Raw genomic sequence first — 24,994 nt, 5'->3', positions numbered from 1 at the left:
TCTCCCAGCTGCATCTGTTAATCAAATAAATATATACAGCATGGTGGTAATTAAGAGTTAGGTTCTAAAGTAAGTTTAAGGGTGCCACTATATGTATCTCCTCCCACAGCATCAATTGGTGTTTTACCCGAAATAACTAAGTTAACATCTTTGTTAAGATCGTCATTTCCGAAGTCAATAACCTCGCCAACCTTCAGATCGTGTGTACCCAGTTTTAGGTCAATCTTGCCAAAATCTTTTTTGGTTATTTTTTCTTCTAGCTTGAGTTCTTCGGTCATAGTAACCTTCAAGCCGTCACCGTTGCCTCTGAACCTGACTGGCTGAGTTATTGTGTAAGCGCCGTTATCGGGGTCGTGCACCATTTTCAGAGGGGTGATATTAATTGCCTTCCCCTGAGCATCAGTCATATCTAATGTCGCCGGGATTGTTGCTTCAACTATAATATCTTTGGTTACTGCGTTTGAATAAGCCGCTGTGCTGCTAGCCAATATTGCCATAGTCATAATAGATAGTAGGGTCTTTTTCATCATAAATTCCTAATAGTCCTTTAATGTTTAAATGAAGCCTTGCTCCAGATGATACCTGAGAAGGCAATATCATACTCTATGATGCTTATTTGATGGATATATATAGTAGCGATAATAGGTTGGGCGTTAATAGAATCGCATTAATATAATTCATCCATCAGGGCGAGGTGATGCTATCACGGCATATCAGGTGGCTCAATAATTAACAGGTCGCATTAAGGAGAAAAAATTAATCTGAGTAACTGCTGAGATATATAAAAATTATATTTATCACTATGAGTAATCTAATGTGCTAATGCATTTTGTTAATTGACTCTTTATTAACTTAGATTACAAGTTTATTTAATTAATCCTAGCGTTAAAAAGTCATTTTTGTTTTTCCATTAGTGACTTGTCATTTTTATGTCATGTAAAAGTTATATTTCTGTCACTAAGTGGTGTCATGTTTGCTTTCGAACAAAATTGCTCATCCACTGCAATTGATTGAGGTGAGTCAGACAGATTTATTCAGGGGCCGGATTATGTTTAATAATACTATTAGTAAAACATCGATTTGTATCGCGCTGACTTTAGTATTTAGTGCCAATGCCATGGCGGTAACGGAGATTCCTTTTTGGCACTCCATGGAGGGGGAGTTAGGTAAAGAGGTGGATTCATTAGCTGACCGCTTTAACCAGTCGCATAGCGATTATAAGATCGTCCCTGTCTATAAGGGCAACTACGAGCAGAGTCTGGCGGCGGGGATTGCGGCTTTCCGTTCCGGTAAAGCGCCGGCCATTTTGCAGGTTTATGAAGTGGGCACGGCGACCATGATGGCCAGTAAGGCGATCAAGCCAGTATTCCAGGTGTTTAAAGACGCCAATATTAATTTTGATGAATCTGTTTTCGTGCCGACAGTAGCCGGTTATTACACCGACGCCAAAACAGGTCATTTGCTATCCCAGCCATTTAACAGCTCCACCCCAGTGCTGTATTACAACAAAGATGCCTTCAAAAAAGCGGGTCTGAACCCGGATCAGCCGCCCAAAACCTGGCAAGAGCTGGCGGCAGATACCGCTAAGCTACGGGCTGCGGGTTCAAGCTGCGGCTATGCCAGCGGTTGGCAGGGGTGGATTCAAATCGAGAACTTCAGCGCCTGGCATGGTCAGCCGATCGCCAGCCGGAATAATGGTTTTGATGGTACTGATGCGGTGCTGGAGTTCAATAAGCCATTGCAGGTGAAGCATATTCAACTGCTGTCGGATATGAATAAAAAGGGTGATTTCACCTATTTTGGCCGCAAAGATGAGTCGACCGCCAAGTTTTATAGTGGCGATTGCGCCATCACCACCGCCTCTTCCGGTTCACTGGCCGATATCCGCCAATACGCGAAATTTAACTATGGTGTTGGCATGATGCCTTACGACGCCGATGCGAAAGATGCCCCACAAAATGCCATTATTGGTGGGGCCAGCTTGTGGGTGATGGATGGTAAAGATAAAGAGACCTACCAGGGGGTAGCTGAGTTCCTGCAATATCTGGCTCAACCGGAGATCGCGGCTGAATGGCACCAGAAGACCGGCTATCTGCCGATCACCACCGCCGCTTATGAGCTAACCAAGCAGCAGGGCTTCTATGAGAAGAACCCCGGTGCTGATGTTGCTACGCGCCAAATGTTGAATAAGCCGCCATTGCCTTATACCAAGGGTTTGCGTCTGGGCAATATGCCGCAGATCCGCACCGTGGTTGATGAGGAGTTGGAGGGGGTGTGGACCGGTAAAAATAGCCCGCAAGAGGCATTGGATGGCGCAGTGAAGCGGGGTGATGTGTTGCTGCGCCGCTTCGAGCAGGCGAATAAATAGAGTTATTCAGCGACGCTACTGGCCAGTTTGGGCGCGGTTTTCGCCCCCAAACTGGCAGTGCCTGTCACGGCAAATGGTTTGTGTCACACGAGCACCTGTCAGATAAACGGTTAATTTTATGTCATCCTCCCGTCCCGGTTTCTCCTGTAGTTGGTTGCCTTACCTGTTGGTCTTCCCGCAACTGGCTATTACGGCCGTGTTTTTCCTGTGGCCTGCTGGCGAAGCCCTGTGGTATTCGGTGCAAATGCTAGACCCCTTCGGCCTCTCCAGCGAGTTTGTCGGGCTGAGCAACTTTATTCAGCTCTTTCAGGACGAATACTATTTAGCCTCGTTTTACACCACGCTGATCTTCAGTGCATTGGTGGCGGGGATTGGCCTGATAGTGTCGCTATTTTTAGCCGCCATGGTGGATTATGTGGTGCGCGGCAGCCGTATCTATCAGACCTTAATGATTCTGCCCTATGCCGTCGCCCCTGCGGTGGCTGCTGTTTTGTGGATCTTTCTGTTCAATCCGGGGCTAGGTTTGATAACCCACTTTCTTGCCGCCTTGGGTTACAACTGGAATCATGCACAAAATAGCGGGCAGGCGATGTTTTTGGTGGTGTTGGCCTCGGTTTGGAAGCAAATCAGTTATAACTTCCTGTTTTTCCTGGCGGCTTTGCAATCTATTCCGCGCTCACTGGTTGAGGCCGCCGCCATTGACGGTGCCGGGCCGGTACGCCGCTTCTTCAATTTGGTCTTGCCGCTGATATCCCCGGTCAGTTTCTTCCTGCTAGTGGTGAATCTGGTTTATGCCTTTTTCGATACCTTCCCGGTTATTGATGCGGCGACTGGCGGTGGCCCGATGCAGGCGACAACCACACTGATCTATAAAATCTATCGCGAAGGCTTTGCCGGACTGGATTTATCCAGCTCTGCTGCCCAATCGGTGGTGCTGATGTTGCTGGTGATTGGCCTGACGGTTATCCAGTTCCGCTTTGTTGAGCGTAAGGTGCGTTACCAATGATTGAGAATCGTCGTGGGCTGGATATCTTTTGTCACATCATGCTGATAATTGGCGTGCTACTGATTCTGTTCCCGCTCTATGTGGCCTTTGTGGCGGCCTCGCTAGATGACACTCAGGTGTTTCAGGTGCCGATGACCCTGATCCCTGGGCCGCATTTGTGGCAGAATATTAGCCACATTTGGCACGCGGGGGTGGGCAATAACAGCGCACCTTTCGGGCTGATGCTGCTGAACAGTTTTGTGATGGCGTTTGCAATTACCGTCGGCAAGATCACGGTGTCGATGCTCTCGGCCTACGCCATCGTTTATTTCCGCTTCCCGCTGCGCAATCTGTTCTTCTGGCTGATTTTTCTGACACTGATGCTGCCGGTAGAAGTGCGAATTTTCCCGACAATTCAGGTGATTGCAAACCTGAATATGCTGGATAGCTACACCGGACTGACCCTGCCGCTGATGGCGTCAGCCACCGCCACCTTCCTCTTCCGCCAGTTTTTTATGACCCTGCCGGATGAGCTATTGGAAGCCGCGCGCATCGACGGCGCAGGGGCGATGCGCTTTTTCTGGGATATCGTGCTGCCGCTGTCAAAAACCAATTTGGCCGCGCTGTTTGTTATCACATTTATCTATGGTTGGAACCAATATCTCTGGCCAATCCTGATTATCAGCGATGCCTCCATGGGCACGGCGGTGGCGGGAATTCGCAGCATGATCTCCAGCTCGGGCGCACCCACCCAGTGGAATCAGGTGATGGCGGCGATGATTCTGACCTTAATTCCACCGGTCGTGGTGGTTCTTCTGATGCAGCGCTGGTTTGTTCGCGGCCTGGTAGACAGTGAGAAGTAATCTGATATGGCAAGTTTAAAGCTTCAGGCAGTAACTAAATCTTACGATGGCATCACGCCGGTGATTAAGCAGATTGATTTAGATGTCGCCGACGGTGAATTCATCGTGATGGTTGGCCCCTCCGGTTGTGGTAAATCGACTCTGCTGCGCATGGTAGCGGGGCTGGAGCGCACCACCAGTGGCGATATTTATATCGATAATCAGCGGGTTACCGATCTGGAACCGAAAGATCGCGGCATCGCCATGGTGTTTCAGAATTATGCGCTCTATCCCCATATGAGCGTGTTTGACAATATGGCTTATGGCCTGAAAATCCGCGGTTTTGGCAAAGAGCAGATCCGTCAGCGCGTTGATGAAGCGGCCCGCATTCTGGAGCTGGAGCCGCTACTAAAACGCAAACCGCGTGAGCTATCGGGCGGTCAGCGGCAGCGGGTGGCGATGGGGCGGGCCATCGTGCGCGAACCGGCGGTTTTCTTGTTTGATGAGCCGCTGTCTAATCTGGATGCTAAGTTGCGGGTGCAGATGCGATTGGAGCTGCAACAGCTGCATCGTCGGCTGAAAACCACCAGTTTGTACGTGACCCATGATCAGGTGGAGGCGATGACCCTCGCTCAGCGGGTGATCGTGATGAACAAAGGGGTGGCGGAGCAAATTGGCACACCAAGCGAAGTTTACCAGCGACCCGCATCACTGTTTGTCGCCAGTTTTATCGGCTCACCCGCCATGAACCTGTTTGCCGGAAGTGTCAGTGCCGATGGCGGCGCCTTTATTTTATCTGATGGAGTGCGCTTGCCGCTGGAAACTCCTCGGCCACAATGGGCCGATCGGCGCTTGACCCTGGGTATCCGTCCGGAGCATATTCAGCAGACAACTTCAGCGCTGGGGGTGCCGATGGCGCTGTTAACGCTGGAGTTATTGGGGGCGGACAATCTGGCGCATGGCCGGTGGGGCGGGCAGAGTATCATTGCCCGCTTATCCCACGAAGAGATGCCGGCGGCGGGCAGTGTGCTGTACTTATCCCTGCCCCCTGCGGCGCTGCACTTTTTTGATTCAGATAGCGGACTACGGATGGAATCATGAGTAAAAATTGGCCTTACCCTCCGATTGTTGCCCATCGGGGCGGTGGTGCATTGGCACCGGAAAACACTTTGGCGGCCATTGAGGTCGGCGCGCGTCATGGTCACAAAATGATTGAGTTCGACGCCAAGTTATCGCAAGACGGCCAGATATTTCTGCTGCACGATGACACGCTGGAGCGGACCAGTAATGGTTGGGGTGTTGCGGGTGATTTGCCGTGGGAGAAGCTGATTCAGTTGGATGCGGGCGACTGGTATAGCCCGGAATTCCGGGGTGAGCGCTTACCACTGCTGTCAGAAGTGGCTGCGCGCTGCGCGCAATACGGCATGGCCGCGAATATCGAAATTAAGCCGACCCGCGGTGCGGAAGTGGTCACCGGGCGAGTTATCGCGCTGGCGGCGGGTCAGCTGTGGCAAGATCAGGCGATACCGCCGCTGTTGTCGTCATTCTCATTTGATGCTTTAGCCGCCGCGCAGCAAGCAGCACCGGAGCTGCCTCGTGGGCTATTGCTGGATAAATGGGATGATAATTGGCCGGTATTGACCCAGCAGCTGGATTGCGTCTCTTTGCATATCAATCACAAGCAACTGACCGCTGAGCGAGTGGCGCAGCTCAAGGCCGCTGGGCTGCGTATTTTGGTCTATACCGTCAATCAGCCCACCCGAGCGCAGGAGTTGTTAAATTGGGGCGTTGATTGTATCTGTACTGACCGTATAGATTTAATATATCCTCGTCCTTGAAGCTACAGGGGTGTTAGCTGCGCTCACTCACCAGAATCACATACTTGAGTATGCTCATCGGGATTCGCTTGCTGGTTGCCTACCTCTAACTCCAATGACTTTGATATAAACAGAACAGGAACAGAGCAGGTCAGCCATTCTTACATTTACGGGCTGACCTGGCCCGGTCTGACAGGAAGTAAACCATGCCCGCCTTTGTTATTTCGCTCTGGCACCAGATTGTCTTGTCTTCACCGCTATTTGTTCTGCTTGCACTGGGCTACTGCTTGGTGCGATTCGGTAAGTGGCCATCCACTATCACTGATGGCCTGACCCGCTTTGTTTTCTCCCTCGCGCTGCCCGCCATGCTGTTTCGTATGATGTGCGACTTCTCCGAGCGCCCAGCGGTAGATGCACGTCTGTTGATCGCCTTTTTTGGTAGCTGCCTGGTGGTGTTTATTATCGGGCGAATTATCGCCAGTCGGGTATTTCATCTGGATGGTGTATCCGGCTCGGTATTTGCTCTCGGCGGGATTTTCTCCAATAACGTGATGTTAGGGCTGCCCATCGCCACCATTATGCTGGGGGAGAAGTCCATTCCGGCAGTGGCGCTGGTATTGGTGTTTAACGGATTGATTTTGTGGACATTGGTGACAATTTCGGTGGAGTGGGCGCGCAATGGTTCACCGACCATGGCGGGTTTTGTGAAAACGGCGCGTAGTGTGCTGACCAACCCATTGATTATCGGGATTATCTCCGGCACCTTATTCAGCCTGACGGGGTTGCAACTGCCGCAGTTTATCGACCAACCGGTTACCATGCTGGGGCAAGTCGCGCCACCACTCTCATTGATTGTGCTGGGAATGGGGCTGGCGGAGTACCGAGTCACCGAAGGCTGGCAAATCAGTAGCGCCATCTGCTTGCTCAAATTGATTGTTCAACCCATGGTAATTTGGGCGCTGGCATGGGCGATGAATCTACCAGTGCTGGAAACCCAGGTGGTGGTATTGCTGGGATCAATGGCGACAGGTGTGAATGTCTATCTGATGTCGCGCCAGTTTAATGTGCTAACTGGCCCCGCTGCCGCCAGTCTGGTGATGTCCACGGTGCTGGCCGCGGTCACCACCCCCCTGATTTTGACCATTATTGGGGTCGGGATGTAGCTCGGCGATGTAAAAGTGCGCTAGATAGCTCGGTGGGTTTATTTTTAACCAATTGTAAACCCACTTCGCCCAAAACTGCTCCCTCACTTCCGCTACAATGGCACTTTATCACCTCATTGAGCCAAATTATCGTGCCATTACTGGTCATTACCACCATTTTGTGGGCATTCTCTTTTAGCCTGATTGGCGAATATCTGGCAGGGCAGGTGGATAGCTGGTTCTCCGTGTTGATGCGGGTTGGGCTGGCTGCGCTGGTCTTTTTGCCGTTCCTGCGTTGGCGCAATATTAGTTGGCGAGTGATCCTGCTGTATATGGTGGTGGGCGCAATTCAATTAGGTATCATGTACTTATTCAGCTTCCGCGCCTATCTCTACCTGACTGTGCCGGAATTTTTGCTGTTTACCGTGATGACCCCGCTATATGTCACCTTAATTTATGATTTGCTGCGCCGTCAGCGCCTGCGTTGGGGCTATGCTCTCAGTGCACTATTGGCGGTGGTGGGGGCGGCTATCATTCGCTATGACCACCTGAGTGAGCATTTTTGGTGGGGATTGGTGCTGGTACAGGCGGCAAATCTCTGTTTTGCCATCGGGCAGGTGGGGTATAAGCGGTTGATGGAACTCCACCCGATCCCGCAGCATGTGGCCTTCTCATGGTTCTATGTCGGTGCTTTTTTGGTTGCGGTCTTTGCCTGGTTTGCTTTTGGCAATCCACAAAAACTACCGACCACTGAACTGCAATGGGGGGTGCTGGTGTGGCTTGGCATTGGCGCTTCCGGCTTAGGTTATTTCATGTGGAACTATGGTGCGACACAGGTCGATGCCGGCACCTTAGGTATCATGAATAACGTGCATGTTCCGGCTGGGTTACTGGTGAATCTGGCCATCTGGCAGGAAAAACCCCATTGGCCCAGCTTTATCATTGGGGCAACTGTGATAATGGCCTCACTATGGGTACACCGGCGTTGGGTCGCTCCGCACTCTTTACAAATGGCAGATGATCGCAAGCGTGCTGCCGGGCCGAACGAATAAATGCCTCAGTCACCGGTTGGCGCTGCTCTCCATCACGGACGGCAGCGTATAACCGGCTCCATAAGCCATCCCCCAATGTTTTGGTGGTAATTAGCCCCTGACGTTCAAAACTCTCCACCACCCAATGGGGGAGTGCGGCGATCCCCATCCGTGCGGAGACCATCTGGATCAGCAGCAGGGTGTTATCGACATTTTTCAGCACTGGGGTGACCCCTGACGGTTGCAGAAAATGCCGCCAGATATCTAATCGCTGCCGCTGCACCGGGTAGATCATCAACACTTCTGGCGCTAAATCTTCCGGCTCAATGCGGGCTTTATTGGCTAATGGGTGGTCTGGCGCTAATACCAGACGTACCTCAAAATCAAACATGGGCGAATAGTGCAAACCACTGCGCGGCAAAATATCTGATGTTAGCACCAGATCCAGCTCCCCTTGCTGCAAGGCGGGTTGCGGGTCGAAGGTCACTCCAGATTGGAAATCCATCGCCACTTGCGGCCAGTTTTTGTGGAAGTTATCCAGTGCTGGCGTTAGCCATTGAATGCAGCTATGGCACTCGATGGCGATACGCAGTGCGGTTTGGTGCGGCTCGTTGCAGGTTTGCAGTGCCTGTTTGATCTGTGGCAGCACTTGCTCTGCCAGCTGTAACAGGATCTCTCCCTGCGTGGTGAAGCGCAGCGGCTGACTTTTACGCACAAACAGACGAAAGCCCAGACGTTGTTCCAGATCGCTGAATTGATGGGACAAGGCCGATTGGGTCTGATGAAGTTGTGTCGCCGCCGCCGCCAGTGAGCCGGTATTACGCAAAGCTTGCAGGGTGCGTAAGTGTTTCAGTTCGATCATGAGAGTCCTTCACAGTGACAGTGAACAAATTGCGCTTGTGGATTATACAGTACCTGCTGATTATGGATGTGTAAACATCTGGATGGCTAAATGGGAAATATGACGATGACAATTTTAAATCACACACTGGGTTTTCCGCGTGTAGGTCTGAAACGTGAACTGAAAAAAGCACAAGAAAGTTACTGGGCAGGCAACTCGACACAAGAGGAATTGCTCAATGTGGGTCGTGAATTGCGCGCCCGTCATTGGCAACAACAGCAGCAAGCTGGCGTTGATTTAGTGCCCGTGGGTGACTTTGCCTGGTATGACCATGTATTGACCACCAGTTTGCTGCTGGGTAATGTCCCAGAGCGCCATCAGAATGCCGATGGCTCGATTGATCTGGATACCCTATTCCGCATTGGTCGTGGCCGCGCCCCCACTGGCACACCCGCGGCTGCGGCAGAAATGACCAAATGGTTTAATACCAACTATCACTACATGGTGCCGGAGTTCCAGCAAGGCCAGCAGTTCAAACTGGGCTGGACTCAACTGCTGGATGAAGTGGATGAAGCACTGGCCTTGGGCCACAAAATCAAACCTGTACTGCTTGGCCCGGTAACTTACCTGTGGCTGGGTAAAGTGAAAGGTGAGCAGTTCGATCGCCTCTCATTGCTGAAAGATATTCTGCCGGTTTATCAGCAAGTTCTGGCTGAACTGGCTAAGCGCGGCATTGAGTGGGTGCAGATTGACGAGCCGGCACTGGTACTGGAACTTCCGCCAGAGTGGCTGGATGCCTATCAACCGGCTTATCAGGCATTGCAGGGCCAGGTTAAATTGCTGCTGACCACCTATTTCGACAGCATCGGCCATAATCTCGACACTATTCGGGCATTACCGGTGCAAGGTCTGCATGTGGATGTGGTTGCCGGCCAGGATGATATTGCGGTTCTGAATGCAAAACTGCCAAAAGAGTGGCTGCTATCACTGGGGGTTATCAATGGCCGTAACGTCTGGCGTGCTGATCTCAGTCATTGGTTTGAACGCCTGAAACCACTGATTAATAGCCGCCCGTTATGGCTTGGCAGCTCTTGCTCCCTATTACATAGCCCGATTGATTTAAGTGAAGAGACGCGCCTTGATGCCGAGGTGAAAAGCTGGTTCGCCTTCGCCCTGCAAAAATGTGCTGAACTGTCATTACTGACTCAGGCGCTGAATGCACCGAGTGAAGCCAAGCGGGCGGAGCTGGCCGCTTACAGTGCGCCAATCCGCGCCCGCCGTGCCTCCAGCCGTGTACATAATGCGCAAGTGGAACAACGTCTGGCGGCAATCACTGCCCAAGATATTGAGCGCCAACTGCCTTATGAGGCCCGTGCAACAGCTCAGCGTAAGCGCTTTAACTTACCCGCCTGGCCGACCACCACTATCGGCTCATTCCCACAAACCACCGAGATCCGTGGCCTGCGCCTGGACTTCAAACAGGGTCGTTTGGATGGGAAAAACTACCGCACCGGTATCAGCGAGCATATCAAGCAAGCTATCACGGAGCAGGAGCGTTTGGGTCTGGATGTGCTGGTACATGGTGAAGCTGAACGTAATGATATGGTGGAGTATTTCGGTGAGCATCTGGATGGTTTTGTGTTTACCCAAAATGGTTGGGTGCAGAGCTACGGCTCCCGCTGTGTCAAGCCGCCAGTGATTATTGGTGACATCAGCCGCCCGGCAGCCATTACAGTTGAATGGGCGAAATATGCCCAGTCGCTGACGGATAAACCGGTAAAAGGCATGTTGACCGGGCCGGTCACCATTCTGTGCTGGTCATTCCCACGGGAAGATGTCAGCCGCGAAACCATCGCCAAACAAATTGCGCTGGCACTGCGTGATGAAGTGGAAGATCTTGAAAAAGCAGGTATTGGTATCATCCAGATTGATGAGCCAGCACTGCGTGAAGGGTTGCCGCTGCGCCGCGCCGATTGGCAAGCCTATCTGCAATGGGCAGTCGATGCCTTTAAATTGAATGCAGCAGTCGCGCAGAACGATACCCAAATTCACACCCATATGTGTTATTGCGAGTTCAATGACATTATGGATTCCATTGCTGCGCTGGATGCGGATGTGATTACCATCGAAACTTCCCGCTCAGATATGGAGTTGCTGGAATCATTCGAAGATTTCGCCTATCCCAATGAGATTGGCCCCGGCGTTTATGACATTCACTCGCCGAATGTGCCGAGTGTGGAGTGGATTGAAGCGCTACTGCGCAAAGCCGCTCAGCGTATCCCAGCAGAACGGTTGTGGGTTAACCCAGATTGCGGTCTGAAAACCCGTGGCTGGCCGGAAACCCGCCAGGCATTGGCCAACATGGTGCTGGCTGCACAGCGTTTGCGTGAAGAGCAGATCTGATTGATACCCATTAACTCTCTGTGGTGACACTTGGGCGCATATTGCGCCCTTGAGGTTAATGACAAACTCAGCATCAAGCCAGGTGCGTGAAGGGGCGACTGTCCCTCGGGGCGCTTCGGTCGCTTACGCGACTACGACCCCAACGGAACATCTCCCCCTCAATCGACTTTGTCAGCAGTCTGTGGGGGCATATTGCGCCCTTTTTTATGGTGGCTATTTGCCCTCTTCAGCTACCGGATTGGCGGCCACGCCGTGCTGAGCAAACCAATCGAGCATCCGCTGCCAGCCGTCCAGCGCAGAGTCTGCATGATAACTGGGGCGATAGTCGGCATTAAATGCGTGTCCTGCCTCTGGATAAACAATGATTTCGGCATCAGCATTGGCGGCGCGTAGTGCCTGCCGCATAGTGTCAATGTGCTCTGGTGTGATACTGCCATCTTTGCCGCCATACAGCCCCAGTACCGGCGCACTGAGATCGATGGCAACATCAACCGGATATTTGGGTAACAGTAAGGTTTTTTCGCCCACCAATTTGCCATACCAGGCCACGGCGGCTTTGAGCTGCGGATTATGGGCGGCATATAGCCAGGCAATGCGACCACCCCAGCAAAATCCTGTAATCGCCAATTTGCTGGTATCACCACCATGGCGAGAGGCCCAGTGTGCCGCGTGATCAAGATCGACCATGACCTGGCGGTCGGGTACTTTGCTAACCAAATTTTTAACTAACGCATTGATATCATCATACTCTTTGGCATCACCTTGGCGAAAATATAGCTCCGGTGCGATAGCCAGATATCCCTGCTTCGCCAAACTGCGGCAGATATCCTGTATATGCTCATGCACACCAAAAATCTCCTGCACAACAATCACTACAGGATATGGCCCAGTGTGCTGGGCGGGCTTGGCAATATAAGCCGGCAATTCATCACCCTGAGACGGAATGGTGGTTTCTCCGCAGTGAATACCCTGTTGATCGGTATGGCGGGTCGTCGAGGCTAATGGTGATACCGCAGCTGTGAAGCCGCCTGCTGCCTGCCTGAGAGTCATAAGTAGATCAGTTTTCACTGTGGTCTCCTTGCAGATGAGGAAAAGTTACCCGATAAGCTATTACTGCCGTCACTAAATTATTACTACTGTGTTATCCGCTACCGAATTTAACTATAGGTAATCTTTGAGATTTATGAGGTCAGGTTTTGTCGTGATTAATGACTTTGTGGTGACATAAAGGGAATTTGATAAGTCAGGCTGACAAATACTGAAAAGATATTGGTACGACATTGATCAATGAGTTCTATCATTGTCATTCACATACAAAATGGCGACTGCAACTGGCTGTTTTTGGATGATAAATAGCCTTAATTGATGCTATATGTGATTTTGTTCACAATTATAATGTATTGGCTATTACCATTTCTTTTATCAAGGTGACTGTCATCACGAAATAATGTGATGATTTTGAGTAAAGTATCTCTTTGTACCCCCTACAACATCTCTCATGAAAGAGGAGTCTCACACATGGCTAAATCCGACGTTTTTCATCTGGGCCTGACTAAAAATGATCTGCAAGGGGCAACTCTGGCTATCGTGCCGGGTGATCCGCAACGTGTTGAGAAAATCGCTAAATTGATGGATAACCCAGTACATCTGGCTTCTCATCGTGAATTTACCTCATGGCGCGCTGAATTAGACGGCAAAGCTGTGATTGTCTGCTCAACCGGTATTGGTGGCCCTTCAACGTCGATTGCTGTTGAAGAGTTAGCGCAGCTCGGTGTTCGGACTTTCCTACGTATTGGTACTACTGGTGCTATTCAGTCACATATTAATGTTGGTGATGTTTTGGTCACCACGGCGGCGGTGCGGTTAGATGGTGCCAGCCTGCACTTTGCCCCAATGGAGTTCCCAGCAGTGGCGGACTTTGCCTGCACAACCGCACTGGTTAATGCCGCAAAATCAGTGGGCGCAACTACCCACATTGGTGTTACCGCTTCCTCCGATACTTTCTATCCAGGACAAGAGCGTTACGACACTTTCTCTGGCCGTGTTGTTCGCCGTTTTAAAGGTTCAATGGAAGAGTGGCAATCTATGGGCGTGATGAATTATGAAATGGAATCTGCAACCTTGCTAACCATGTGTGCCAGCCAGGGCCTGCGCGCTGGTATGGTCGCCGGGGTGATTGTAAACCGCACCCAGCAAGAGATCCCGAACGAAGAAACCATGAAAGCAACCGAAAGCCACGCGGTGAAAATTGTGGTAGAAGCCGCACGGCACCTGCTGTAACAGTTCTCCGTTTATGGGCTAAGTGGCTACAACGGAGAGAACAGGCAGATCGTCAAGACGCCGTCAGTACATCCCTGGCGCGGCGCTGGACTCTTCTGCCTATCCTCACCGCTCAAGATAGAGTCATCAGGGTTTGTCAGCCGTCTGGAACGGGTCAGTTTACTGGCCCGTTTTTTATTTTATCCGGTTATCTGGTAAGGTCGTAGCTCACATAAAGGACAATAATAAGAGGAAAACATGACGAAACCTGCGCTCTCTCATCCTTCCCTGTTGCAACTGGATGGTGGTATTAACTTTCGTGATCTCGGTGGCAACCTTGGCGCTGATGGTCGGCGCATCAAGCGCGGCCTACTCTTTCGCTCTGGTTCACTTGATCGCTTGAGTGCCAAAGATTGTGATGTTCTCAGTCGCGGCCCCATTGCTCAAATTCTTGATTATCGTGATGCTGATGAAGTTCAGGCCAAGCCCGACGTGGTGTGGCAAGGGGCCAGTTACCACAACACTCCAGCCAACCCGCTAAGTAGCGAGGTGAATGCCAATCTGGAAAAACTAACTAATGAGACGTTAGCGGCATTTGATGCCCGTGCTTTTATGTTAGAGCTTTATCACCGATTACCGTTTAATAATCAGGCTTATAAGCAACTGACGGGTTTGCTGCAAAACTGCGCTTCGCCAGAACATACTGCTGCCAGTGTCGTACAGCATTGCGCTGTCGGGAAAGACCGCACCGGTGTGGGTTCTGCGCTGGTGCTATTCGCGCTAGGTGCCGACGAATCAACAGTATTGGAAGATTACCTGTTGACCGAAACCACACTGACGCCTTTCCGTGAACATATGCTGGCTGAGTTGTCACTGAAACTCAACGATGAGGCGCTAGGACAATTTGCTTTCGTATTGTCAGCCAAAGAAGAGTTTATTCAAACTGCGTTGCGCAGTATTCAAGAGCGATATGGTAGCCGTGAGCATTGGTTGCAACATGAATTTGGCCTAGGCAGTATCGAGCGTGAAAAGTTACAGTCCTACTTCTTAGAGTGATTTTTTTCCTGCACGCCATTCATCCGCTTTTATCTCGTACTGAGCCACCACTGAGTGGCTCTTTTTAACCGCTTAATGATACAAACTACCGCTTAACCAGATCGCTGATATTTCTCTTAGGCGTCAGGCGTATGTTAACGCCTGACAAATTCCCTGGAGAGAATGCTCATGCAACATGCGATTACCTTTGTTATCGCGTCCGCGTGTATCCTGACAATCTGCTACCGTTTATACGGTATCTTTTTTGTTCGTAAGGTACTGCGGGTCGATGACAGTGAAGTCACACCTTCCCACACCTTTGAAGATGGTAAAGATTACGTTCCGACTAAAAAATGGGTGAACTTTGGTAGCCACTTTGCAGCAATTGCTGCGGCTGGCCCCTTGGTTGGCCCGGTACTGGCAGCCCAATATGGTTATTTACCCGGTTTCCTGTGGCTACTGATTGGTTGTGTTATTGGCGGTGCTGTTCACGATACTGTGGTTCTGTTTGCGTCAATGAAACATCAAGGGAAATCCCTATCAGAAGTCGCTAAATCAGAACTTGGTCCGGTGGCTGGCTGGTGCACCGGTCTTGCCATGCTGTTCATTATCACTATCACCATGGCCGGGTTATCAATGGTTGTGGTACATGCCTTGGAACGTAACCCTTGGGGTACTTTCGCGGTATTCATGACAATCCCGATCGCTATCTGCGTAGGTTTATGGGAACGCATGACAGGTAGCATGAAAGGGGCCTCTTATGTCGGTATCGCCGCTATCATGGTGTGCGTATTTGTTGGCCCATACATTGAAGGCACTTGGCTTGGCGATTGGTTAATGCTGAAAGCCGATACCGTCAGCATTATTCTGCCAATGTATGCTTTCTTTGCGACCGCCTTACCTGTTTGGATGTTACTGACCCCTCGCGGTTATCTTTCTAGTTTTATGAAGATCGGTGTATTCGGTGCGCTGATTGTTGGTGTTGTATTTATTAACCCCGAAATTCAATTCCCAGCATTAACACAATTTATCCATGGTGGTGGCCCAGTGCTGGCAGGTCCAGTCTGGCCGTTTATCTCGATTACTATTGCCTGTGGTGCTATTTCTGGTTTCCATGCCTTTATCGGTTCAGGGACAACACCAAAACAGATCGACAAATGGAGCGATATCTTACCTGTCGGCTTTGGTGCGATGCTGGCCGAGTGTATGGTTGGGGTAATGGCTCTGATTGCGGCAACCTCTCTGCATCCTGCTGACTACTTTGCCATTAACTCTTCCGCTGAAGCATGGAGTTTGCTGGGTATGGAAGTGGTTAATCTGCCACAACTGAGCCAGGAAATTGGTCTGGACCTGTATGGCCGCACCGGTGGTGCTGTAACCTTAGCGGTCGGCATGACGGATATCTTTATTCGTGTGCCATGGTTCAGCAGCATGGCTGCTTACTTCTTCCAGTTTGTTGTTATGTTTGAAGCTGTATTTATCCTAACTGCCGTTGACTCAGGCACCCGCGTTGCTCGCTACCTACTGCAAGATTTCTTGGGTGACATCTGGGCACCACTAAAACGCACCGACTGGTTACCTGGCACCCTGGCATGTAGTGTTATCGCTTGTGCGTTATGGGGTTATCTCCTTAACTCGGGTGACATCAATTCGGTTTGGGCGCTATTCGGTGTATCCAACCAGTTAATGGCTTCTGTTGGTTTAATCATTGGTGCCACTATTATTCTGCGTTTAGCAACCAAACGTATCTATATGCTGACCTGTGTGATTCCTCTCGCTTATCTGTTTGTCACCGTAAACTATGCGGGCTACTGGATGATCACTCACGTGTACTTCAATTCAGCAGCGAAGGGTTACAATCTGTTCAACGGTATTATCTCTATTATTATGATGACACTGGGCGTTATTATCCTGATATCAGCACTGAAAAAATGGCGTGAACTGTGGATCCGCAGATCTGCCGAGATGGCTGGTAATAAAGTGGTAACTGCCAACGCCTGATACCCTTGATTCATCGCGTTAATCTATATAAGCGGTCGGGATCCTCCGGCCGTTTATTATTTGTTAAGCCAAAATAGCGATACATTGAGTATGCTAATGACCACTTTCTTAACAATAGGAAAACGCATGTGACCCTGAATGACATCATTACTATCATTATTGATTTTGTTCGCGAACATGAGTCATGGGCCATGCCTATCGTCTTTATTCTCGCTTTTGGTGAGTCCCTCGCCTTCCTTTCTTTACTGCTGCCTGCAACGGTTATCTTGCTCGGACTGGGTGCGCTAATTGGTGAAAGTGGTATCTCATTCTGGCCAATTTGGGCCGCCGCCGCCGCCGGTGCTTTTTTTGGCGACTGGGTCTCATATTGGGTTGGTATCCATTACAAAGACCGTGTCGGCAAAATGTGGCCACTCTCTCGCAATCCCCAGTTACTCGTGCGCGGTCATGCATTCTTTGAGCGTTGGGGCTTTTTTGGTGCCTTTATCGGCCGTTTCTTCGGCCCATTACGTGCAGTCGTTCCTTTGGTTGCCGGTATCTGTGCCATGCCAAAATTCTATTTTCAATTGGCTAATATCACTTCTGCCCTCATTTGGGCCTTTGGCATTTTGGCCCCGGGCGCATTCGGTATTCAGTGGTTCTCTCGCTGGATAGATTAAGTCCACAAGTGGCAGTCGGCGGTCAACGGGTGACAGTTTTAACCTAACTTTGCGCAAGATGGCGAGCGCTTTTTTATCTGCTTGTTATTTATGCGCACAGCTTCGCAAGACAGAATGTAATAGAAAAAACACTCTGGACATCCATACAGTATCCCCTTACCTTGACTGACATTAGGTTAATGGGGAGATAACCGTGGATATCAGTTTATTTTATGGGCTGGGTGGCTGCCTTATTGGCGGGCTGATGGGGTGGTTGATTGCCAGCTTGTATCAGCAGCGTAATAAGGCACAGCAAGATATTGAGCGGCGATTATTGGAGCAGGCGCTACAGCAAGCCCAACAGAATACGGCAGATTTACAGTCTACTTTGCAACGCAATGAGCAGCAATTACGGCAAGGTGAGTTGGAGCAGCGCAATTTGCACAGTCAACTTGCGGGTAATGCTGAAAAACTACAACAGTTGGCTCATTGGCGTGGTGAATGTGAACAACTCAATCAAGAGCTGCGCGCTCAACGAGAAGTGAATAGCGCCCAAGAGGCGGAGCTACGGGAAGTGACTATTCGCCTGGAAGAGACGCGTCTTACCGCAGAAGAGAAGCAGCGTTTACTCCTTAACAGTGAGCAGCGGCTGACTACGCAATTCGAAAATCTAGCTAACCGTATTTTTGAACAGACAGGGCGGCGGGCAGATGAGCAAAATCAGCAGAGTTTGGATCGCTTGTTGTTGCCCTTGCGGGAACAACTGGATGGTTTCCGCCGCCAAGTTCAGGACAGCTTCGGGCAGGAAGCTCGAGAGCGGCATACTTTGACTCACGAAATTCGTAGCCTACAACAACTCAATGCACAAATGGCACGAGAAGCGCTAAACCTAACCAAGGCCCTGAAAGGGGATAATAAAACGCAGGGGAACTGGGGTGAAGTGGTTCTGGCTAAAGTGCTGGAAGCATCGGGGCTGCGTGAAGGCTATGAATATCAAACTCAGGTGAGTGTAAAAATTGATAGCAATAGCCGTATGCAGCCAGATGTGATCGTCCGCTTGCCACAGGGGAAAGATGTTGTTATTGACGCTAAAATGTCGCTGGTGGCTTATGAACGCTATTTTAATAGTGAGGATGATGCTGAACGCGAAGTTGCGTTGAATGAACATTTATCGTCGCTGCGTTCTCATATCAAAATGTTAGGCCGCAAGGATTATCAGCAGCTTCCTGGCTTACGTTCACTTGATTATGTATTGATGTTTATCCCGGTAGAACCTGCTTTTTTGGTGGCTATCGATCGTCAACCCGAATTGATCAGTGAAGCGCTACAGCACAACATTATGTTGGTTAGCCCAACAACATTGCTGGTGGCTTTACGGACTATTACTAATTTATGGCGCTACGAGCATCAAAGCCAAAATGCACAACGTATCGCTGAGAGAGCAGCCAAACTCTATGACAAATTACGTTTATTTGTTGATGATATGGAGTCATTGGGGCAAAGCCTCGATAAAGCGCAGCTAAGTTATCGTCAGGCAATGAACAAACTGTCGCAAGGCCGTGGTAATCTGATAGGGCAAGTTGAAGGTTTTCGCGCTCTGGGGGTCGAGGTAAAGCGGCCTATTAGTCCATCATTGGCAGAGAAAGCCAGTATGGAAGATCAACTAGAGGGCGATTTAGCACTATCCGATGATGCGGAATCAGAGGCATACCCCAGTAAGATGGGTATAGATGATCCTGCACCGCTGAAGTATCAGGGTTAGTTGCATGTTCCTCTTCTGTATGATGTTGAGAAGACTGCAGTTAAGCAGTGGCCTTAATACCAGGTGAGGTGGGGCTTTCATCGGAGTTCTGGTACACTTCCTCGAAAGATTGACTGAAAAGCAGGCATAAAAAAATGGTAGATCAGGAGAAGGAAACCACTCATTTTGGTTTCCGCACCGTAGCCAAAGAAAAAAAAGAAGGCATGGTGGCAGAAGTTTTTCATTCCGTAGCAGCTAAATACGATCTGATGAATGACCTGATGTCGTTCGGCGTTCATCGTATTTGGAAGCGTTTTACCATTGACTGTAGCGGTGTCCGTCGCGGTCAGCGGGTATTGGATCTGGCAGGTGGTACTGGAGATTTGACTGCTAAGTTCTCTCGCTTGGTGGGGGAGCAGGGTGAAGTGGTTCTGGCTGATATCAATGAATCTATGTTGCGTATGGGCCGTGAAAAGCTGCGTGACAAAGGTATTGTCGGTAATGTTAGTTATGTGCAAGCCAATGCCGAGGCGCTACCTTTCCCTGACAACTACTTTGATTGCATTACTATTTCATTTGGTTTGAGAAATGTAACCGAAAAAGAAAAAGCGTTGCGCTCAATGTTTCGTGTCTTAAAACCCGGTGGCCGTTTGCTCGTTCTTGAATTCTCCAAACCACTTCTGGAGCCTTTGAGCAAAGCCTATGATGCATACTCCTTCCATATCTTGCCTAAAATTGGTGAGCTTGTAGCTCAGGATTCTGAAAGTTACCGTTATTTGGCGGAATCTATTCGGATGCACCCTGATCAAGAAACACTCAAAGGCATGATGATTGATGCTGGGTTCGAGAACGTAACTTATTCCAATTTAACCGGTGGCATTGTTGCATTACATCGGGGTTTTAAGTTTTAACAGGAATATGGATATGCCGCTAAGAACACTGTTATTTAAGCCATTTTCATTAAAGCCTACACTGCTGTCGCCGCTCATAACAGCCATTATAGAGACATCATTAAATAGTGTGCTATTTCGCGATAAGAGCATGAAAACTGCGCGTTTACGTTTGGTGGGGAAGGTCTTGCGTATCGAGTTACGCGAGCTTAACTTCCCTTTGCTACTCATATTCAGCGAACGGCAGGTGGATGTTTTAAGTCAATGGGATGGTGATGCGGATTGCATAGTAAAAACGGAAGTTGCTGTGTTGGCAAAACTGCGTGACCGGCAGCAACTTTCACCTTTAATGCGCAGTGGTGAGCTGATCGTCGAAGGTGACATTCAGGTAGTTCAACAAATTGTTGCTCTTTTGGATCTCGCCGAGTGGGATCCCGCGGAATGGCTGGCACCCTATATCGGTGATATTGCGGCAGAAACTATTGGGCAGGTAGTACATAAGAGCCACCATGTTCTTCGTGAGCAATTGCGACAGCAACAACACTATTTGGCTGAAGCTATCACTGAAGAATGGAAAATGGCTCCGGCACCACTGGAAGTAGTGTGGTTTAACGAAGAGGTTGACGCTACAGCCCGAGAGACTGAGGCTTTGAGTGCCAGATTGGCAACCATGGAGACAAAACAATGACGCCAGGAGAACTTCGGCGCCTGTATCTCATTATTCGGGTTTTTTTAAGTTACGGGCTGGATGAATTAATTCCGAAGATACGTTTGACGCTACCACTGCGTATTGGTCGTTATCTGTTTTTCTGGCTGCCAAATCGGCATAAAGAGATGCCATTAGGTGAGCGTTTGCGCCTTGCCTTGCAAGAATTAGGGCCAGTTTGGATCAAATTTGGTCAGATGATGTCCACCCGCCGTGATCTTTTCCCACCGACAATCGCCGACCAACTTGCGATGTTACAGGATAGGGTTGCTCCATTTGATGGAGCACTCGCAAGAAAGCACATCGAAATAGCGATGGGTGGACCTTTAGAAACATGGTTTGACGACTTTGACCAGCAAGCGCTAGCTTCAGCATCTATTGCTCAAGTACACACTGCGCGCTTAAAGCATAACGGTCAGGAAGTGGTGCTCAAAGTTATTCGCCCTGATATTTTGCCGATTATCAAAGCAGATGTGCGCTTGATGTACCGTTTGGCGGGCTGGGTTCCCAAACTGCTACCTGATGGACGTAGACTGCGTCCACGAGAAGTGGTGCGTGAATACGAAAAAACGCTGCTTGATGAGCTAAACCTGCTGCGTGAAGCAGCTAATGCCATTCAATTGCGCCGTAATTTTGAAAACAGTCCCATGCTCTACATTCCAGAAGTCTATTCCGACTATTGCCGGGAAAGTGTCTTGGTGATGGAGCGGATTTATGGCATCCCAGTATCTGATATTGCCGCTTTGGAAGCTCAAGGCACAAATATGAAACTGCTGGCTGAGCGCGGGGTTCAGGTCTTCTTCACTCAGGTTTTTCGCGACAGTTTTTTCCATGCAGATATGCATCCAGGGAATATTTTTGTCAGCTATGAGCATCCCCATGATCCGCTTTATATTGGTATTGACTGTGGTATTGTCGGTTCGCTAAACAAAGCGGATAAGCGCTATCTTGCTGAAAACTTTATTGCTTTCTTTAACCGCGACTACCGGCGGGTTGCCGAACTGCATGTCGATTCTGGTTGGGTTCCCCGTGACACTAATGTAGAAGATTTTGAGTTTGCTATTCGTACTGTTTGCGAACCTATTTTCGAAAAACCACTGGCAGAGATATCATTCGGGCATGTGCTGTTGAATCTCTTTAATACTGCGCGCCGCTTTAACATGGAAGTGCAGCCACAACTCGTGTTGCTGCAAAAAACTTTGTTATATGTCGAAGGGTTAGGGCGTCAGCTATACCCTCAGCTCGATCTCTGGACGACGGCCAAACCTTTCCTTGAAAGTTGGCTACGGGATCAAGTCGGCCTGCCCGCCGTGATCCGTGCGTTGAAAGAAAAGGCCCCGTTCTGGGCTGAAAAATTTCCTGAATTGCCAGAACTGGTTTACGACAGCTTACAACAGCATAAATTATTACAACAAAGTGTGGATAAGCTCACTATACAGATACAAGGCCAGCAACAACGTCAGGGGCAGTCACGGTATTTGTTTGGTGTTGGCGCTACACTGTTAGTGAGCGGTACTATTTTATTCTTAGCCAGTGAAATGGAAATCTCTATAGGATTCATTACGGTAGGCATATTAGCTTGGTTTATTGGTTGGAGACGTACTCGTTAAAATATCTATCGCTCAGAGTGCCAGATTATGAGCTAGTTCAAAGTGCGGTAAGTTAGATTAGTATTCACAAAAGCTATATAACGTATAATATGGTTTTCTGTGGAATAACCCCTGTAAATAGAGGTATATGTAATGGGTGGCATAAGCATTTGGCAGTTATTAATCATTGCCGTGATCGTCGTTCTGCTGTTTGGTACCAACAAACTGCGGACTTTAGGGTCAGATCTGGGTGCATCTATCAAAGGCTTTAAAAAGGCCATTGGTGATGATCCACAAACCCCGCCAACGAATGCTGACAAAACCAGCAACGATGCTGATTTTGCAAAATCTCTTACTGAAAAACAGCAGCCGGTAGTCAAAGCTGAAGAAACTAAGAGTCACGACAAAGAGCAGGGATAAGCTGTGTTTGACATTGGGGTAAGTGAACTGCTGCTGGTTCTTGTCATCGGTCTGGTAGTCCTTGGGCCGGAACGGTTACCTGTGGCTGTCAGAACTGTCTCGGGCTGGATTCGTACATTGCGTTCACTTGCAGCAACAGTGCAAAACGAATTGGCGCAAGAGCTTAAGGTACAAGAGTTACAAGATAGCTTAAAGAAAGTAGAACAGGCTGGCTTGCAAAATCTGACACCTGAGCTGAAAGCTTCAATGGATGAACTCAAAGAGGCCGCTGAAGCGCTGAAACGCTCTTATCAGTCTGACACTAGCTCGGAAGCGCCACATACGATCCATAATCCATTGGTGACTGAGCCTGAAGCCATTCATGATGGAGTTACACCGGCTGAGTCAGCAACTCAAGCTTCGGCGTCACCGCAAGTGCCGGAGATGAGTGATGCGAGCACGCTGGTAGAGACTAAGCTTGTGGAGACTGCACCTGATAGCGTTGAGAAACCTGTTATTCAGGTTGAGGAATTTACTAAGCCCATCCCCTCTGTTGGTGGGGAGCCTGTGCCTGTTACAAAAACATCCGTAGCCAAGGCACACACTGCCACAGTTGACTCCCATAGCACTGACTCACTCAGCGCTGACCAACCTCGAACTCACCAACCTGGCGGCGATCGGTAAACATGGCTGTTGATGATACCCAACCCCTTATCACGCATTTGATAGAACTGCGTAAGCGGCTATTGAATTGCATAATCACTGTTCTAGTGGTTTTTCTGGTATTGGTTTTTTTTGCCAATGATATTTATCAACTGGTATCGGCACCGCTGATCAAACAGATGCCTGTGGGTGCCAGTATGATTGCAACAAATGTTGCATCGCCTTTCTTCACCCCGATTAAATTGACGATGATGGTCTCGGTATTTGTCTCAGCACCGATGATCCTTTATCAGGTTTGGGCATTTATTGCCCCTGCGCTGTATAAGCATGAACGCCGCTTGATGGTTCCACTGTTAATATCCAGCAGCTTCTTATTTTATCTAGGTATGGCGTTTGCTTACTTTGTTGTTTTTCCGTTAGCCTTTGGTTTTTTCGCCAAAACAGCGCCGGAAAACGTATTATTCGCGCCGGATATTACTACATATCTTGATTTTGTTATGGCGCTTTTTATGGCCTTTGGTATCTCTTTTGAAGTCCCGATTGCGATAATTCTCTTGTGCTGGACAGGGGTAACAACACCTGAGGCATTGAAGAAAAAGCGCCCTTATGTGTTTGTCGGCGCTTTTGTTGTCGGCATGCTTCTTACGCCCCCAGATGTGCTATCACAGACATTATTGGCAATTCCGATGTATCTGTTATTTGAAGTCGGTGTATTCTTTGCCCGTTTTTATACCGGTAAACAACGTCGCTCAGATATTGAGGAAGAGGATGACGAAATAGACCATCATCCGAAAGTGCCTTAAATAGATACCTTGATATTTTAAGCCGTCCTTTGGGCGGCTTCTATTTTGGAATGCTCATGTTTGATATTGGCGTGAATTTAACAAGTTCACAATTTGCAAAAGATCACTCGCAGGTCGTTGCTCGCGCAAAAGATGCCGGGGTTACCGGTATACTTATCACGGGTACTGATGCTGAGGAAAGTCAGGCCGCACTTGATCTTGCTATCGCTAATCCGGAATATTGCTGGTCAACCGCTGGTGTTCATCCTCATCAAGCGAGCACTTGGCAAAACCATGTTGAACAGCAAATTAGAATTTTAGCCACCAATGTATCTGTAGTGGCTATTGGTGAGTGTGGATTAGATTTTAACCGCAACTTCTCCACCCCAATAGAGCAAGAAATTGCATTTACCGCCCAATTGGCGCTGGCTGCCGAGCTTTCTATGCCGGTATTTTTACATTGCCGTGATGCCCACGAACGTTTCATTACGCTACTTTCGCCCTGGCTAGACAAGATCCCCGCAGCCGTTGTGCATTGCTTTACCGGCACTGCTGATGAATTGGATTCCTGTCTGGCCTTGGGCTTATCTATTGGTATTACCGGGTGGGTTTGCGATGAACGCCGTGGCCTTGAACTGAGATCTCTGCTGTCACGCATTCCGGCGCAACAGCTGTTACTAGAAACAGATGCTCCCTATTTATTGCCAAGGGATATACATCCTAAACCTGCATCCCGTCGCAATGAACCCTGCTTTCTGCCCCATATCGTCCAGCAGGTTGCTGCCTGGCGACAAGAAGACCCTCAATGGCTAGGGCAGAAAACTGATGAAAACGCCCGCCGGATTTTCCGGTTGGTTTGAGT

General features: G+C 49.4%; 23 protein-coding genes. 20 read left to right on the top strand and 3 right to left on the bottom strand.

Going from position 1 to position 24,994, the window contains the following annotated elements; translation table 11 throughout:
• Positions 1-50: 50 nt before the first annotated feature.
• Positions 51-530: a CS1 type fimbrial major subunit gene (locus FFE93_RS19835; protein WP_081444622.1), complete on the bottom strand. Its 480-nt coding sequence runs from the start codon at positions 528-530 to the stop codon at positions 51-53.
• Between the two features lie 518 nt (positions 531-1,048).
• Between FFE93_RS19835 and ugpB the strand changes: the two genes are divergently transcribed.
• The 7 genes from ugpB to FFE93_RS19800 all read left to right on the top strand — a co-directional run bounded on the left by ugpB (position 1,049) and on the right by FFE93_RS19800 (position 8,206).
• A complete protein-coding gene (ugpB, locus tag FFE93_RS19830; protein WP_138775849.1) occupies positions 1,049-2,368 on the top strand; it encodes a sn-glycerol-3-phosphate ABC transporter substrate-binding protein UgpB in 1,320 nt (439 codons plus the stop codon).
• Between the two features lie 118 nt (positions 2,369-2,486).
• On the top strand, positions 2,487-3,374 hold the full coding sequence (gene ugpA / locus FFE93_RS19825) for a sn-glycerol-3-phosphate ABC transporter permease UgpA (RefSeq protein ID WP_057648658.1): 888 nt from the start codon (positions 2,487-2,489) through the stop codon (positions 3,372-3,374).
• Positions 3,371-4,216: a sn-glycerol-3-phosphate ABC transporter permease UgpE gene (gene ugpE, locus FFE93_RS19820; RefSeq protein WP_057648655.1), complete on the top strand. Its 846-nt coding sequence runs from the start codon at positions 3,371-3,373 to the stop codon at positions 4,214-4,216. The genes ugpA and ugpE overlap by 4 nt, the downstream gene beginning before the upstream one ends.
• Before the next feature lie 6 nt (positions 4,217-4,222).
• Positions 4,223-5,296: a sn-glycerol-3-phosphate import ATP-binding protein UgpC gene (locus FFE93_RS19815; protein WP_054872999.1), complete on the top strand. Its 1,074-nt coding sequence runs from the start codon at positions 4,223-4,225 to the stop codon at positions 5,294-5,296.
• Positions 5,293-6,033 carry a glycerophosphodiester phosphodiesterase gene (gene ugpQ, locus FFE93_RS19810; protein ID WP_032898002.1) on the top strand — a complete coding sequence of 247 codons (741 nt, stop codon included), beginning with the start codon at positions 5,293-5,295 and terminating at the stop codon, positions 6,031-6,033. The genes FFE93_RS19815 and ugpQ overlap by 4 nt, the downstream gene beginning before the upstream one ends.
• A gap of 185 nt (positions 6,034-6,218) precedes the next feature.
• Positions 6,219-7,175 (top strand): AEC family transporter, encoded by a 957-nt coding sequence (locus tag FFE93_RS19805; protein WP_005274779.1) that lies wholly within the window; start codon positions 6,219-6,221, stop codon positions 7,173-7,175.
• Between the two features lie 131 nt (positions 7,176-7,306).
• A complete protein-coding gene (locus tag FFE93_RS19800; RefSeq protein ID WP_032898018.1) occupies positions 7,307-8,206 on the top strand; it encodes a carboxylate/amino acid/amine transporter in 900 nt (299 codons plus the stop codon).
• On the opposite strand, the gene metR is transcribed toward FFE93_RS19800, so the two are convergent.
• Positions 8,094-9,047 carry an HTH-type transcriptional regulator MetR gene (metR, locus tag FFE93_RS19795; RefSeq protein WP_054873001.1) on the bottom strand — a complete coding sequence of 318 codons (954 nt, stop codon included), beginning with the start codon at positions 9,045-9,047 and terminating at the stop codon, positions 8,094-8,096. The genes FFE93_RS19800 and metR overlap by 113 nt on opposite strands.
• A 105-nt stretch (positions 9,048-9,152) precedes the next feature.
• Here metR and metE point away from each other — a divergent pair, with 105 nt between their 5' ends.
• Positions 9,153-11,429, top strand: coding sequence for a 5-methyltetrahydropteroyltriglutamate--homocysteine S-methyltransferase (gene metE / locus FFE93_RS19790; RefSeq protein WP_072083884.1), 2,277 nt, complete (start codon positions 9,153-9,155; stop codon positions 11,427-11,429).
• 213 nt (positions 11,430-11,642) lie between these two features.
• On the opposite strand, the gene FFE93_RS19780 is transcribed toward metE, so the two are convergent.
• The gene (locus FFE93_RS19780) at positions 11,643-12,497 is read right to left on the bottom strand and encodes a dienelactone hydrolase family protein (protein WP_138775845.1); all 855 of its coding nucleotides are present in this window, start codon (positions 12,495-12,497) and stop codon (positions 11,643-11,645) included.
• A 450-nt stretch (positions 12,498-12,947) separates the two neighbouring features.
• Between FFE93_RS19780 and udp the strand changes: the two genes are divergently transcribed.
• From udp to tatD, 12 genes are all read left to right on the top strand, one after another.
• Positions 12,948-13,709, top strand: a complete 762-nt coding sequence (gene udp / locus FFE93_RS19775) for a uridine phosphorylase (protein ID WP_004875869.1) — start codon at positions 12,948-12,950, stop codon at positions 13,707-13,709.
• 237 nt (positions 13,710-13,946) lie between these two features.
• A complete protein-coding gene (locus FFE93_RS19770) occupies positions 13,947-14,744 on the top strand; it encodes a tyrosine-protein phosphatase (protein ID WP_057648648.1) in 798 nt (265 codons plus the stop codon).
• Between the two features lie 168 nt (positions 14,745-14,912).
• Positions 14,913-16,724: a carbon starvation protein A gene (locus tag FFE93_RS19765; RefSeq protein ID WP_004875871.1), complete on the top strand. Its 1,812-nt coding sequence runs from the start codon at positions 14,913-14,915 to the stop codon at positions 16,722-16,724.
• Positions 16,725-16,852: 128 nt separating this feature from the next.
• On the top strand, positions 16,853-17,383 hold the full coding sequence (locus FFE93_RS19760) for a DedA family protein (protein ID WP_005274769.1): 531 nt from the start codon (positions 16,853-16,855) through the stop codon (positions 17,381-17,383).
• 193 nt (positions 17,384-17,576) lie between these two features.
• Positions 17,577-19,124 carry a DNA recombination protein RmuC gene (gene rmuC / locus FFE93_RS19755; protein ID WP_054873003.1) on the top strand — a complete coding sequence of 516 codons (1,548 nt, stop codon included), beginning with the start codon at positions 17,577-17,579 and terminating at the stop codon, positions 19,122-19,124.
• Positions 19,125-19,258: 134 nt separating this feature from the next.
• The gene (gene ubiE, locus FFE93_RS19750) at positions 19,259-20,014 is read left to right on the top strand and encodes a bifunctional demethylmenaquinone methyltransferase/2-methoxy-6-polyprenyl-1,4-benzoquinol methylase UbiE (RefSeq protein WP_004875874.1); all 756 of its coding nucleotides are present in this window, start codon (positions 19,259-19,261) and stop codon (positions 20,012-20,014) included.
• Positions 20,015-20,027: 13 nt separating this feature from the next.
• The gene (locus FFE93_RS19745; protein WP_032898000.1) at positions 20,028-20,681 is read left to right on the top strand and encodes an SCP2 domain-containing protein; all 654 of its coding nucleotides are present in this window, start codon (positions 20,028-20,030) and stop codon (positions 20,679-20,681) included.
• Positions 20,678-22,309: a ubiquinone biosynthesis regulatory protein kinase UbiB gene (gene ubiB / locus FFE93_RS19740; RefSeq protein ID WP_032897999.1), complete on the top strand. Its 1,632-nt coding sequence runs from the start codon at positions 20,678-20,680 to the stop codon at positions 22,307-22,309. Before FFE93_RS19745 ends, ubiB begins: the two co-directional genes overlap by 4 nt.
• A gap of 132 nt (positions 22,310-22,441) precedes the next feature.
• On the top strand, positions 22,442-22,708 hold the full coding sequence (gene tatA / locus FFE93_RS19735) for a Sec-independent protein translocase subunit TatA (RefSeq protein WP_005274764.1): 267 nt from the start codon (positions 22,442-22,444) through the stop codon (positions 22,706-22,708).
• A 3-nt stretch (positions 22,709-22,711) separates the two neighbouring features.
• Positions 22,712-23,371 (top strand): Sec-independent protein translocase protein TatB, encoded by a 660-nt coding sequence (tatB, locus tag FFE93_RS19730; protein WP_005274762.1) that lies wholly within the window; start codon positions 22,712-22,714, stop codon positions 23,369-23,371.
• 2 nt (positions 23,372-23,373) lie between these two features.
• Positions 23,374-24,153, top strand: coding sequence for a Sec-independent protein translocase subunit TatC (gene tatC / locus FFE93_RS19725; RefSeq protein ID WP_032897998.1), 780 nt, complete (start codon positions 23,374-23,376; stop codon positions 24,151-24,153).
• Positions 24,154-24,209: 56 nt separating this feature from the next.
• Positions 24,210-24,992, top strand: coding sequence for a 3'-5' ssDNA/RNA exonuclease TatD (gene tatD / locus FFE93_RS19720; RefSeq protein WP_138775843.1), 783 nt, complete (start codon positions 24,210-24,212; stop codon positions 24,990-24,992).
• Positions 24,993-24,994: the final 2 nt, after the last annotated feature.

Source organism: Yersinia sp. KBS0713, from assembly GCF_005937895.2.
GTDB lineage: Bacteria > Pseudomonadota > Gammaproteobacteria > Enterobacterales > Enterobacteriaceae > Yersinia > Yersinia bercovieri.
The sequence above is the reverse complement of the archived record's forward strand: the minus strand, read 5'-3'. Positions and strand labels throughout refer to the sequence as shown.